This is a genomic window from Pseudarthrobacter siccitolerans, assembly GCF_030823375.1.
GTDB lineage: Bacteria > Actinomycetota > Actinomycetes > Actinomycetales > Micrococcaceae > Arthrobacter > Arthrobacter siccitolerans_A.
In genome coordinates this window covers 3907567-3919938 of sequence record NZ_JAUSXB010000001.1, presented here as the reverse complement: position 1 = coordinate 3919938, position 12372 = coordinate 3907567, and the positions used below count along the sequence as shown (strand labels likewise).

Annotated in this window: 9 protein-coding genes; 3 read left to right on the top strand and 6 right to left on the bottom strand. The window is 55.5% G+C overall.

Going from position 1 to position 12372, the window contains the following annotated elements; genetic code table 11:
* Positions 1-178 precede the first annotated feature (178 nt).
* The 3 genes from QFZ36_RS18260 to QFZ36_RS18250 form a co-directional block, all read right to left on the bottom strand.
* Complete coding sequence (locus tag QFZ36_RS18260; protein WP_306638454.1) at positions 179-1774, bottom strand: DNA/RNA helicase domain-containing protein; 1596 nt, start codon at positions 1772-1774, stop codon at positions 179-181.
* Between the two features lie 142 nt (positions 1775-1916).
* Complete coding sequence (locus tag QFZ36_RS18255; RefSeq protein WP_306638452.1) at positions 1917-2237, bottom strand: nucleotide pyrophosphohydrolase; 321 nt, start codon at positions 2235-2237, stop codon at positions 1917-1919.
* A gap of 263 nt (positions 2238-2500) precedes the next feature.
* Positions 2501-5620: a DUF3427 domain-containing protein gene (locus QFZ36_RS18250; protein WP_306639268.1), complete on the bottom strand. Its 3120-nt coding sequence runs from the start codon at positions 5618-5620 to the stop codon at positions 2501-2503.
* A 220-nt stretch (positions 5621-5840) separates the two neighbouring features.
* Between QFZ36_RS18250 and QFZ36_RS18245 the strand changes: the two genes are divergently transcribed.
* Positions 5841-7211 (top strand): phosphoribosyltransferase-like protein, encoded by a 1371-nt coding sequence (locus QFZ36_RS18245; protein ID WP_306638450.1) that lies wholly within the window; start codon positions 5841-5843, stop codon positions 7209-7211.
* Positions 7212-7588: 377 nt separating this feature from the next.
* Positions 7589-8545 (top strand): reverse transcriptase family protein, encoded by a 957-nt coding sequence (locus QFZ36_RS18240; protein ID WP_306638448.1) that lies wholly within the window; start codon positions 7589-7591, stop codon positions 8543-8545.
* Positions 8546-8549: 4 nt separating this feature from the next.
* Here QFZ36_RS18240 and QFZ36_RS18235 read toward each other — a convergent pair whose 3' ends face one another.
* Positions 8550-8984, bottom strand: a complete 435-nt coding sequence (locus tag QFZ36_RS18235; protein ID WP_306638446.1) for a hypothetical protein — start codon at positions 8982-8984, stop codon at positions 8550-8552.
* A gap of 207 nt (positions 8985-9191) precedes the next feature.
* Between QFZ36_RS18235 and QFZ36_RS18230 the strand changes: the two genes are divergently transcribed.
* Positions 9192-10220, top strand: a complete 1029-nt coding sequence (locus tag QFZ36_RS18230; protein WP_306638444.1) for a pentapeptide repeat-containing protein — start codon at positions 9192-9194, stop codon at positions 10218-10220.
* Between the two features lie 251 nt (positions 10221-10471).
* Here QFZ36_RS18230 and QFZ36_RS18225 read toward each other — a convergent pair whose 3' ends face one another.
* Positions 10472-10795 carry a nitrilase-related carbon-nitrogen hydrolase gene (locus QFZ36_RS18225; RefSeq protein ID WP_306638442.1) on the bottom strand — a complete coding sequence of 108 codons (324 nt, stop codon included), beginning with the start codon at positions 10793-10795 and terminating at the stop codon, positions 10472-10474.
* Between the two features lie 336 nt (positions 10796-11131).
* Entirely contained in the window at positions 11132-11857 is a 726-nt protein-coding gene (locus QFZ36_RS18220) for a response regulator (RefSeq protein WP_306638440.1), read from the bottom strand.
* Positions 11858-12372 lie beyond the last annotated feature (515 nt).

The following is a 12372-nucleotide window of genomic DNA, read 5'->3' as shown; positions in this document are numbered from 1 at the left end:
CTGTATGGACCGCTTCACGAGACCATTGGCGTTCGCCTGATGGGCTCCGCCCGGAAATGATCACGCCCGCAGCGTGGACGGGCTTTATCAACGCCAAGTTCAGAGGGCTTGGCACAGGGCTGGTCCCATGTACAGGCGAAAAAACACGAAAATGGCACTTCGTTGCAAGAGATAATCATCATCGGGAAATATCATTCCGACTACGTCCAGTCCCTTGAGGAATGAATTGGCGCAGGTATTCGCGGAGGGCCTTGTCATGCACATAAACGTATGTCCCGTGCATGCCCCTCGTCATAAGGACCGCGTAGATATTGGTAATGTATCTAAGCAGATCGTCATCTGTATAAACGAGTCCAAGCTTAGGGTTATTTTCCTTACCTTTTTTGTCGAAGTAGCTAGCTCGATCGACAACAATAGACTGAGCGCCCAGATCAAAACGTAAATCGGGTCCGATGATGACACCTGCGTAGTTCAGATCGTAACCCTGAATTGTATGGATAGAACCTACCTCATCCACAGACGTTCTCGAGTTGATCCAATCAGTTTGAGTCTGGTTCCAGCGAAGACGATGGCCGTCAATCTCGATGTCAAAAGCATTAGGATCGGCCTTTGTTTTCCACGGCCAAGCGAAGCCTGCGACTAGTCTCGCCAGTTGCACCTCTGATTCTCGCCTACGTATTGCCTGCTGCATATCCCCGATATTATCGAACAACCGAAAATCATAATTAGTGATTTCTGTTCGCACTGGCGGGTTTGACGAAAGTATTCCACGGATATAACTGATGTAGTCCGTTCCGCCCTGGACCCGCATCTGTGAATGCAAACGGTAAAACTTCTTCTCAGCTTGCGAACTTGCTATGAGGGACCGAATTAAGTCCTTCGGCAGGTCCGCGGGCCTAACACTCTGTTCACCATCCACCAGCAGGATCTGGTGCTTGCTGCTCTTACGAACCCAGTCCAGCTGAGTGATCGAAAGGTCATCTTTGCCAAATAGAGTTTCGGTGATCTCGCGAAATTTCTTGTTCTGGGGACCGGAGGGCTGGTTTGCGCGTTGACTAAGCCTGTGCGCCTCGTCCACTATCAGCAGATCGTAGGGCTCTTCGGAGGGTGAGAGGTCAAACGGGCTCAGCACCATACCAGGCTGAAGAGAGGGCGTCTTATTGAAAACTTTTTTTATGGTAGAACGTAGCGACTGTTGCGGGATCACTAGGCCGATCTTGAGATTGGCAATGAGGTCCCGATTGCCTTCCACAAAGTAGTCAGAAAAGATTGAATCACTGTCGAAGCTTTCGCCTTCCTCAGAAAGCTGGATGTCCACCAACAGTTTCATGAGATATATGGCAATGATTGTCTTCCCTGTGCCGGGATCCCCCTGAATTACGCTGGTGCTCGGTTTTCCACGCTCAATATCATTCAGAAGGCCATCAAGAATTTCTCCAACCGCACCCGCCTGATCTTGGTTAAGAGCTTTAAAAGGCGAAAACTTGAAGAGGTCACCGTTCACGATCTCGGAAATCGATCGTTCAAACATTCCTTCTCGGCGGAGTTCCTCAAATATCTTCTCGAAAGAGCTTCTGTACTTTGCACGGTCGTAATAGTCTGAGTCGCTAACCCCAGCATTTCCATTTAACACCCGGTAGCGCCCTTCGCCGGCGAAAAGCCTGATTAGGAAAGACTCAAGATCAAGACAGGCAGATTTATGGAAGGTATCATCGATGACTAGATGCATCCTGTGCAAGCCGCTCTTTTCAAGAGACTTAAAATGCTGGCGCATGCGAGAAACTACGCTTGTCGACTCACCGATGTATACGTCCCTTGAATCACTTAGCGTATATACGACAGGCCAGTTGGTGAAGTGGTCGCCGCTACGGCTCAATAGCTCGATCTCGTGAGGCGAAAAGCTCCGTCGTTCAATCCTAAAGCTCGTCATACTTCGAACTCCGCCCCCGGGCCTTTTCCACCGGGTACTTCGTCCGAGACTCCTCGAGTTTCTCGGTCACGATCGTGTCGGGGTCAAGGCCCAGACGATCGGCCAAGAGGTAGGCATACGTCAAGACGTCGGCCAGTTCCGACCGCACCCGCAATGGATCCGCCTCCTCGCCCCACTGGAAGCATTCTAAAAGTTCGCCCGACTCGATCGAGATCGATTTGGCTAGGTTGGCGCTGCTGTGGAATTGTCCCCACTCCCGCTCCAAAACGAACTCTCGAAGCAACTGCAATACGGTTTTATCCGACATTAGCTCACCGTAACACGCAGCCATAAGAACAAGCCCCGAAGACCGTATATGCTGAGCCACTGAAATGGTCCCCCACGCGTCAGGTTGACCTCTTTGGATGATTGATAGCATTGGGAGAACCGTGCAGGCATCCCTAAAGCGAGTAGATTCCGACGAACGAAATGTCATTCACGGGCTCCCGACTCCATGACAGCCGAGATCTTCTGCAGTCTTTTGCGACCGTAATGAGGAACATGTCGAGTTTGCTTGACTTCAGTACAAAACTACTGTGCCACCGCTGCTGCGGTCGCATAAACGTTCGCTGGCATCGGCCTATGCAGCTTCCACGTGATCGCGATCGGCTTCTCCCCTATGTGCTGCACATAGTCCACCTGGCCCAAGCACGTGTACGGAACTGTCAGGCCGGTCTCGTCGTCAGCCGTGTCCCTGGTGAAGATTAGAATCTTCGAACCATGGGAAGCCCGGTCAAGATAGCGGCGACCAGTCGGGCTCGTCGGTGACGTCGCATTCTGCGACTCCCAGTGGAAGAGTTCCGGGCTTATGGCGTAGTCCTTGTACATCGTGGTAGCTGAGTGTTTCTTGTCGTCCTTGTTCAGGGTGACGAAGAAGGCATCGGTGGACGTCGCCGGACACCACGCAACGCCCTCGCGGTGCTGGACGTTCTTGCCCTGCTCCAGAGACCCGTACTGAAGAGCTGCCAGAATTTCCTCACGCCGGTAGGTGGCGTGTGACAGCAGCGGGATGTGCTGAAGCCCCGCGCCCAGGCTCTTGGCTGCGTGTTTGGATGCAGCCACTCCCAGCTTCACCACCTGGCGTATCTCGCGGCACACAAACTGGTACCCGCGCAGATGGTCCAGGCCGTCGTCGTACGATGTAAACTCGCCGCCGTCATCCCATAGCGTGTAAAAGAGCATTCGTGCAAAAGCCTGCTCGCGCATGCCAAGCTCCGCGTAGCGGGGCGCGTCGGGAGCAACCAGCATCGAATAGGCCGCGGCGCGGTCCGGATCGTCCACGTGAATAAGCGCAGCCATGCGGTTCAGCAGCTTCTTTTCCTCTGCGTCCGACAGCTCCCTGATCTTCCCGCGAAGCACGGTCTCCAGGGGCGAGAACCCTTCGATCAGCCCTGCCTGGCGGAGGTACCCGGTCCACGAGTCCCTTGTGGACCGGTAGATCGACTTCACATCCTTCCCTGACCACTCCAGATAGGCCTCCAGCTCGGTCTCGGCGTATGAGGCGATGTCCCGGACCAGCTGCGCCCGGTTGAAGCGGAGCTGTGCCTTGATGTTGTCCAGCACCACCTTCTGCGCCACCCGGTCGAGCACGATCTGCGAGCCGGACGGCAGGTACGGGAACTCGTCCTCGACAGCCTTCTCCAGCTCCTTGCGGCCGTAGCCGGTCAGTGCCCGGTAGCGCAGGTCAAAGCGGAACTCACGGCGCTGCTGGCCTATGAAGTCCAGGACCGTCAGCACCGCTTTGCCCTCCGCACGGCGCAACCCGCGTCCCAGCTGCTGGAGGAAGATCGTCGCACTCTGCGTGGGCCGGAGCAGCAGGATGGTGTCCACCTGCGGCAGGTCCAAACCTTCGTTGAAAAGGTCGACGGCGAAGATGCAGTTGATCTCCCGCTGCCCCAGGCGCCTGAGGGCTTCCTCCCGGTCGGTATTGTCAGTGGTGCCGTCGACAGCGACGGAAGCAATGCCGGCCCGGTTGAACACCTCGGCCATGTAGCGGGCGTGCTGGACGGAGACGCAGAAGCCGATGGCCCGCATCTGGTCTGTGCTGGTGACCTTGTCCCTAAGTTCGCGGATTACTTTAGCCGCGCGGGCGTCGTTTCCGGTGTAGAGTGCGCTCAGCTGGGTGGTGTCGTAGTTGCCGCGTTTCCATTCCAATTGGCTGAGGTCGACGTCATCGGAGACGCCGAAGTAGTGGAACGGCACCAGCAGGTCGGCGTCCAGCGCGTCCCACAGCCGCAGTTCGCTGGCGGTCCGGCCGTCGAAGAACTGCTTGGCGACGTCGACGCCGTCGCCGCGTTCCGGTGTTGCCGTTAGTCCGAGGAGCTGCTGAGGTTTGAGGTGGTCGATTAAGCGGCGGTAGGTGGGCGCCATGGCGTGGTGGAACTCATCGATAACGACAATGTCGAAGAAGTCCGGCTCCAGCTGCTCGATGCCGAGCGAGGACAGTGACTGGACCGAGGCGAAGATGTGCTTCCACTCTTGCGGCTTGTGCTCCCCCACATAGAGTTCACCGAAGGCGCCGTCCTGCATGACGTCTCGGTAAGTGCGCATCGCCTGTTTGAGAATCTCCTGCCGGTGGGCGACGAAGAGCAGTTTCAGGTCGCGGCCGGCGGCATCGGACAACCGCTTGTAGTCAAGCGCTGCGATGACTGTTTTTCCGGTGCCGGTGGCTGCAACCAGGAGGTTGTGGTTGTAGCCTTTGAGGCGCTCCGCTTCCAGGTCCTCCAGCATCTCCTCCTGATGCAAGAACGGCTGAACCTCAAGCCCAGTGGCGACGTCTGGGGCCGCGGTGCGACGTCCGCCGTTGCGCTCCAGTGCAGCGTCCAGCTTTTCGCCGTCGCGTTCCGGATCGTAGGTTTGGAAGGCACGCTGCTCCCAGTAGCTGTCGAAGGTGACCTCGAACTTCTGCAGGAGAGCGGGCGTAGCTATGGAACTAAGCCGGACGTTCCACTCCAGGCCATCCAACAGCGCGGCCTGGCTCAGGTTGGAGCTGCCGACGTAGGCGGTGTCGAATCCGGAGTTTCGTCGGAACAGCCAGGCCTTGGCGTGGAGCCGGGTAGCCTGGGTTTCGTAGCTAATTTTCACCTCTGCCCCGTAGCGGATGACGAGTTCGTCGATTGCCCTGCGCTCGGTGGCGCCCATGTAAGCGGTGGTGATGACGCGCAGCCTAGTGCCGCGTTCTTTGAGTTGCTCAAGGGCTGGCTGAAGGAGCCTCAGACCCGTCCATCGGATAAAGGCACAGAGCAATTCGACGGCGTTTGCGGACTCTATTTCGGCCCGGAGCTCCGCAGCGAGGTTCGGATCATCCTTGCTGTTAGTAAGCAGAGTCGAATCGCTAAGCCTCGTCGTAGGACGGCGCAATTGACGGTGTCTAACGACGTCAGGACGTTGAAGGTAACGAAGCTCCGTGGGGCCCCCCGTTATGCGGTCGGGATAGTTGATCTCCGCGAGAAGGCGGTTGGCGAGCGCCACCCGCTGCTCCGGTGGCGCCTTGGATAAGGCCTGATGAACGGCGTCCCCGATCTGGCGGGAGAGAATACCAGGCACATCCTCGTCATCCACGTCAAAGAGCCCTGCCTGCAGGGTCGGCACAAGCGCTAACCGATTTTCAAGACTTTGTGTGTGCAGGAGTTCGTACAGCCCCTCACTCAGGTGTAATCCAGCGCGTCCCCCATCATTTTCTTCCACTGCGCCAGGCTAATTGGTAGTTGGGAGAAAACCAACCAACCAGTAATGTGTAACCTCAAGTCTGAGTCCTACGCCTGTAATCGTGACACTCGAGAATTGGCTGCCATCGTTGGAGCAGAGCTGGGCTCTCGAAGCCAGAGCTTTCAAACTTGGGTCCCGGCCAGGTTGCCTCTAATCTTACGACATGCTCAACTGTCCATCGATCTCGTCCTGGCTGCGCCAATTCAATACCGCCGAACGTCCCCTTGCGGAACTCATTCTTTCAAAATTGCGCTTCGCTACCAACGATGAAATTGCTCACGATCTATCAGAAGCGTTGATGGAGAAAGTGGACGTAACTACTCGTAGGCAATCGCAGATAGTTATTGAATCAGTTATCCCATTCGAGGATGTCAAGCGTTATTGGCGCGACCAAAAAGCTAAGGACCAAGAACCAGAACGCGAGCCAGAACTTTATCAGGATTACTACCCATCCGAAGTCCGCGACTACGACTCGGGGTCCGAAAAGCTCTTGGATGTGATCATTAGAAGCGAGTACCGGCGTGTCCAAGACAGGTATGCAGCAGCAAGGAAACTTAACCCTATAGTTCGCACTCGAAATGAAATCAACGCACTCAAGGAGTCCTCGCAGAAAATTGACTTCATCTTAATAACTGACAACATAGGGTCAGGAAAACAAGTAATCGATGCTCTTGATAGGCTGGCTGCGTTCTGCACTACCGGACCCTTCTCAAATTGCGACGTTAGAATCTCAGTAATAGCCTGGACCGCCACAAAAGCCGGCACTGAGGCAATTACAACCTGGGCAAGCACGATGCCACCGACGTGTGGAAATATCAACAAGTTAGTTAAGCGATCATTAGTTGATCATTTGAACATTTTCTACCTGAATTTGACGCAGACTTTTCACGACTTAGGTGAGCTTGAATCGCGCGAACAACTCTTCGACCTATTCAAAAAGTATGGTGATCCCAGAAATAAGAAAAAACATACTAGGGGTCTCGGCTTCGGGAAAATAGCTTCACGAACGGTCTTGCTCGGGTCGTCGTGTCCCAACACTGTTCCCGACTTTTTGTACTCATCTTCCGGGAGCGAAGAATATGTGCCACTATTCCCCGGCAAACGTATCCCGCCGGATATAAACGAAGTTATCCTCCACGATACTCGCTATAACCCTCAGCACACAGAGGCGAAAGAACGCCACGAGCAACGCATACGAAAGCAGCACCTATTGGTAGCCGCCAACCGGCCGATCAAACGTGGAGATGCGAAATGGGGGATTCTAGTGCTTGCGGTGGCCGGGACTGCTCGCGAGGAGGCGATCCTTTCGAGCAACATCTCCTACCACCGTTTTCGTCAGGCGGAACAGCAACTGATAGCACTGGGATGGCTCACTGCTGACTTCACTGCCACAAAAGAAGGCGAGAATTCTGTGCGGACATACGGGCGCAAGAGTAATCAAGCCGATTATGCTTCCGCTCGGCGATACATGAAGCGTAAAGTTGACGCGCGCAACGTCACATACTATCCTCAGTCTTTGCGTGGGGTGAGGTAAACCTAGTTAGTCGTCTAATTTAGTCGGCACATATCCGCAAGCAAGCGCGACATCGGCTTCAACCCGGAGATTTGGCTTCAGCCAGACCTTTATGCACAATGCCAATTTGGTTTGTGTAGGTGGATAGTTGCTTCATGCCGTCGCTTCTGCCAAGAATATATATAACCGGATAAACTGATCAAGGCCTACGAAATTCAATCTGAATTTCTCCGGCATGAGGGAAATCAATGGTAGGAATCGCCTCGCCTCACGCCTACAGCACTGCGCTTTTCGCTCGAGGAGGCTCGCCACAGTTATTGCGAGAAATTCGAGAAATTGATCGCCTTACTCGATCCTCACACGTTATACCGCTGTACACTCTTACGCACCTTTGCACGGTGGCCAAGGTGCCGTATGAGGCTGCTCGCGATATTATCTTCAACCATCGTGCGCACTATTCAGCTAGGAAACTTAAAAAGCACTCCGGGAAGGGGTTTAGAACTATTCATGCGCCCTCAGCCCACCTCAAATCTCTGCAACTGGCTATTCTGGAAAATTGTCTCCCCAAAAGGCCAACCTCTGATTTGTCATATGCCTATGAATCCCGTCGGAACACGCTGGAAGCGGCTCGTCGCCATGTAGGCGCCAAGACCATGATTCAACTCGACCTCGCCGATTTCTTCGGCTCCATAAGCTCGAGTGCAATGTACAAAACTTTTGTCGGTTTCGGCTATCCCAAATTGCTAGCATTCGAGATGTCCTTGATTTCGTCGGTCGGCCACGAGGTGACTCTCCGCGGACCCGACGAGAAAGGGGTGGTCTACGAGCTTCTGAAGTCGGGGCGGCTTCCACAGGGGGCTTCGACAAGCGGCAAGCTTTCCAACCTTGTCTGCATTGGTTTAGATCAGTTGTTGGGAGAGGTGGCCACGAGGTGGGGCGGAGTCATCACCCGATATGCGGACGATATTACCTTTTCAACGGGCCACGCCGTAAGTCGGAGCGAATGCAATTCCATCCTACGAGATCTTAAGGGTGCCATACACGTTTCTGGTTTTACAATGAATGAGCGCAAAACTCGGGTTACTCGTTCCGGCCAAGAGCATAGGGTTCTTGGCCTCTGCGTCGGTCAGGATTCTGTATGGCTTAACCGAAACTACAAGAATTCGATACGTGCCCATTTATACGGCCTTGAGAAAAATGGACTCGCCGACCACGGGATTCATAGAGGGTTTTCCTCTGATCAGGAATTCATGAGCTTTATATGGGGACACTATGCTTACTGCGTCTATGTCGACCCTGACTTTGGGGCCGAAATGCGTGCGCGCCTGGAGCTTGCAGGAGTTGAGAGGGTGTGACCCGTCAGGTTAGGTCGATGAAAGTTCCTATCCGCCGCTGCCGGAACATAGGGAACGACTCCCGCACCCGGTCCACCGTCTCCACCGAGACCTCCATCGTCCGTACACAGGGCCCGAGCCCAAGGCCGGCCTCAACGACACCCATCGGGACCACCAGCACGCTCCGCCCCGCAGACACCGGCGGGGCCTGGCACACCCCTGCCACGTCGACGTCGCGACGTCCAAGAAGACCGCGACCAGCCCACGAGGCCCGTGACCACCAGGTTCGCCACCGGGGTGTGAACCTCTCGCTGAGCCGGCCGAAGACCGCCTTGGGCAGGACGGAGTCGCGGCCCAAGACCGATAGCAGGCGGGAGGCGCTGGCCTGCGTGGCGAGGCTGGAGACGAACTGCGCCACCACCAGGCCGGCCAGGAACACGGCACCGAACAGGAAACTCATCGGGAAAGCACGCACCTGGCACGGCCGGTGGGTGCTTTCGGCCTGGGAGAATGGCTTTGAGAAGTTCGCAGTCGTTGCCCTGCTGCGATTGAGCAGAAGGAAGCTATGACCTCGCCCCCGGTTACCCCACGTCTTGACATGCAGCGGCCTGGACCCCAGGACCGCCCCGACCCAAAGCCTGGGAAGCTGTGGACTCTAGTTGTCGGTGTGATCCTGGCTGTGCTTCTTGCTGGCGGGCTTGGGGTGGTGGTCTTCATCGTTGTCAAGGAACATCTAGAAATACCCCCAGCCGAAGCGGCACGCACCGCCGTTACTCTGATTGGGGTTCCCACTGCCGCCGGTGCAGTCTTTGTGGCGCTCCGAAGCCTTCGCTTGAAGGAACAGCAACTGCACGCGGACCAGCAGCGAGTTGTAGACGCGTACCGCACCTATGCTCTGGCCTTCGACACTGAGCACAGCCGTCGGCAATATGACCAAGAGCGAGAATTGCGTGCGCGGTATGTGTCCGCTGCTGAGCAGATTGGACATGATTCAGCTGCAGTCCGCCTTGCCGGTGTCAACGCCATGGCACACCTTGCTACAGACTGGACAGAGCAGCGGCAGTCGTGTGTCGATGTACTATGCGCCTATCTCCGCCTCCCTCACTTGAAGATGACAAGCAGCAACACGGCCGATGCTGATATTGATGATCCGGCAGATGGGGAAGTGCGTCGGACGGTACAGCGTCTGATCGCGGAGGGATTTAAGAAAGATGCAGAGGGGAAACCTTCTTGGCCCGACACTGACCTTGATCTTGATCGTGCTGAACTCAATGACTTCATAATGGAAGATGCAGTGATTCGAAGGGCTTCCTTTAAGAGGACTGTATTCCGTGGGCCCACCATGTTTCATGGAGGAAGCAGTAACAATGTTTCGTTCCAACGCGCCGTTTTTCTTGGGCGAACATCCTTTGCACGTACAGTATTCGGAAAGTCCGATTTTAGCGGCGCCGCTTTCCATGATTATGTGCGCTTTGACATCTTCTATGAAGAACGTCCTGGGTTCATTTACAACTCATTCATGGACACAATGCACGTTTCAGCCCGGGCGGACAGAAACTATAATTTCAGACGGGCGTCCTTTGCCGTTGAACCAACCAAAGGCAAATGGGTTTCCTATGAAGCTTGTCGTTTGAATGGCCTTCCTTATGAACCACCTTCAACTAGCGACGGCGCTTTTAAGAACAATCAGGCTTAGGTAACGGGCCCCGCATGCCCTGAAGCACTCTCGGCTTCTGGTAAACGCTACAGACATCCGGGGTGCGTCCTCCTTATTAGGAAGGCGGCGAATTTGAGCAAAAGTAAACAAAGACCACGCTCGGGACAATGGCTTGGCTGGTGGTTTACATTTGGCATCCTTTGCTTTGGGCTGTTCACTTCAGACCCAAAAATGTGCCAAATACTAGAACTGATATGATGAGCACTGGACAAAGCTCGCCCGCGCGGCGTTCAAAGCCAGCCACTGCTCCGTCTTGTACTCCCCCGGCTCCCAGGACGAGCAGACCAGCAGGACCTCTGCGCGCCGGCGTCTGCCAGTGACCTGGCCAGCTCCGGGAACCGCAGGTCGTAGCAGGTCATCAGCCCGAACCGCGCTCCCCCGTGTTCGAACACCACCGGGTCAGTGGACGGTCCCGGCTTGATGAACGTCGACTCGCCGAAGCCCTGCGCGTCGAAAAGCTGGATCTTCCGGTAGAAAGCCAGCCGGAAGAGCAGGTAGGCGCAGATGACGGCGCCGATCACCGGGACCACCACGTAGGACACCGACGTAGCCACGTCCGATCAGGGCCACCAGCATGATGGCGCGCTGCACGGTCCGGAGCGGGTAGATGGTTTCCTCCGTGAGGGTGGTGACGGCGTCGGACCCCAGGCACGAGTACGCGGAGTTGGCGGCGCCGGCGGAGATGGTAGCCGTAGCTAATCTTTCCTCGACACCCGATCGCTTTACTTTGCCTAATCCTCAGGATGCCTGACCGCGGCTCACCCTCTGCCGAGCAGTGATCTACCTTCATTTCGGCAACGGGGCCTAAAGAGGACCAGAGCCTCCTACAGCCAAGTGCGGTGTTGTTAGGTGTTGGACAACCTGACTACCCAGCAATTGCAAAAGCGTGATCACTTTCTCCCGTCCGGGCTCCCCCAGCCATATTCTTTAGTTGGATGAGAGCCCAAAGCCGCTACGGCCATAAGAATCAACTCTTGTGGACGATTTGTAGCCCCCAAGGCGCCATGATCACGAGCCTCTTGAATATGCTCTGGGCGGCGGGATCCCGCGTAAATGAGGAATGGAGTGTGATCACCAGACGCCCGTAATTTGTCGAGCAAGGTGTAACCAGCCCGATTGTCTGGGGGGCGGCCCATGTCGGAGATTATCAGGTTGTATGATTGCCGCCGTACTAGTGCAAGTGCTTGCTCCGTGGACTTTGCCAAATCAATCGTGACCTCCAAGGCTTCAAGCGCTTGTCGCTCATAGACGTTATTTTCAGGCCGATCATCCACCCAAAGGACAACGGAACCTTGAAGAAGCCTCTGTGTTCGCTCATCAGGAAGCGCTTGAGCAAGAGCATCGGCAAGCAGGGCTGGGCTTGTTGCCGCCTCAGGCGTTTGACCTGCGGCCGACTTGGCTGTTGCGGCACCAAGGGCTACCGCGGCTTCCACCCGTTTGCGCTGAAAAGAAGCCTCTAACCCAGCCGCTTTGAAGGTTACATCATCAGACTTTAAGAGCTTGCGGAACTCTGACTTGAACGTGATGACAAGAACAAACACAAGCACCGGCCAAAGTATGGCACCTAGCAAGGCAGCTACGGAGGTCAATAGGGCGCTCATCTGTTCGGGTGTCATATGCCTTCCTAAACAGGACTCGCACTAGCGGCCATGACGACAACAAGGCCGCACGAATCATTTAATTCGAATCAAAGGACACAATGAACCGCGACTGGCTGGACGCTTGCGCTACAACACTTCTCCAGCTACAGACCTTGGCTACCTACAGAAACCCTAGCATCCCGCTTTTGATAGGCAGAAACTCCCCCTGGGGGCGGTACTGGCCGCCTCGTCAGGCTCAACTCAGCGGCCGAGGTGCGAACTAAACGGGTGTATACCTCCGGCAAAAACTATCGTAGTGATTTGCATGCAATCACAAGCTGCCCCTTGATAATCCCAGCGGCTTGGCCACCTGAGGGAACGTCGCGTCCACCTTCGTTTTCTCGTAGGCGGTGTACTCGGGGAAGGCGACCAGCGCGTCGCGTGCTCACTATTACTGACAAATCCGGCGACAAATAGTAGCCGATCGCAGCCCGGAAGCAGTCGATGTGCTCACTTCACCAACTAGATGCAGTATCTCGATAGCAATTAAT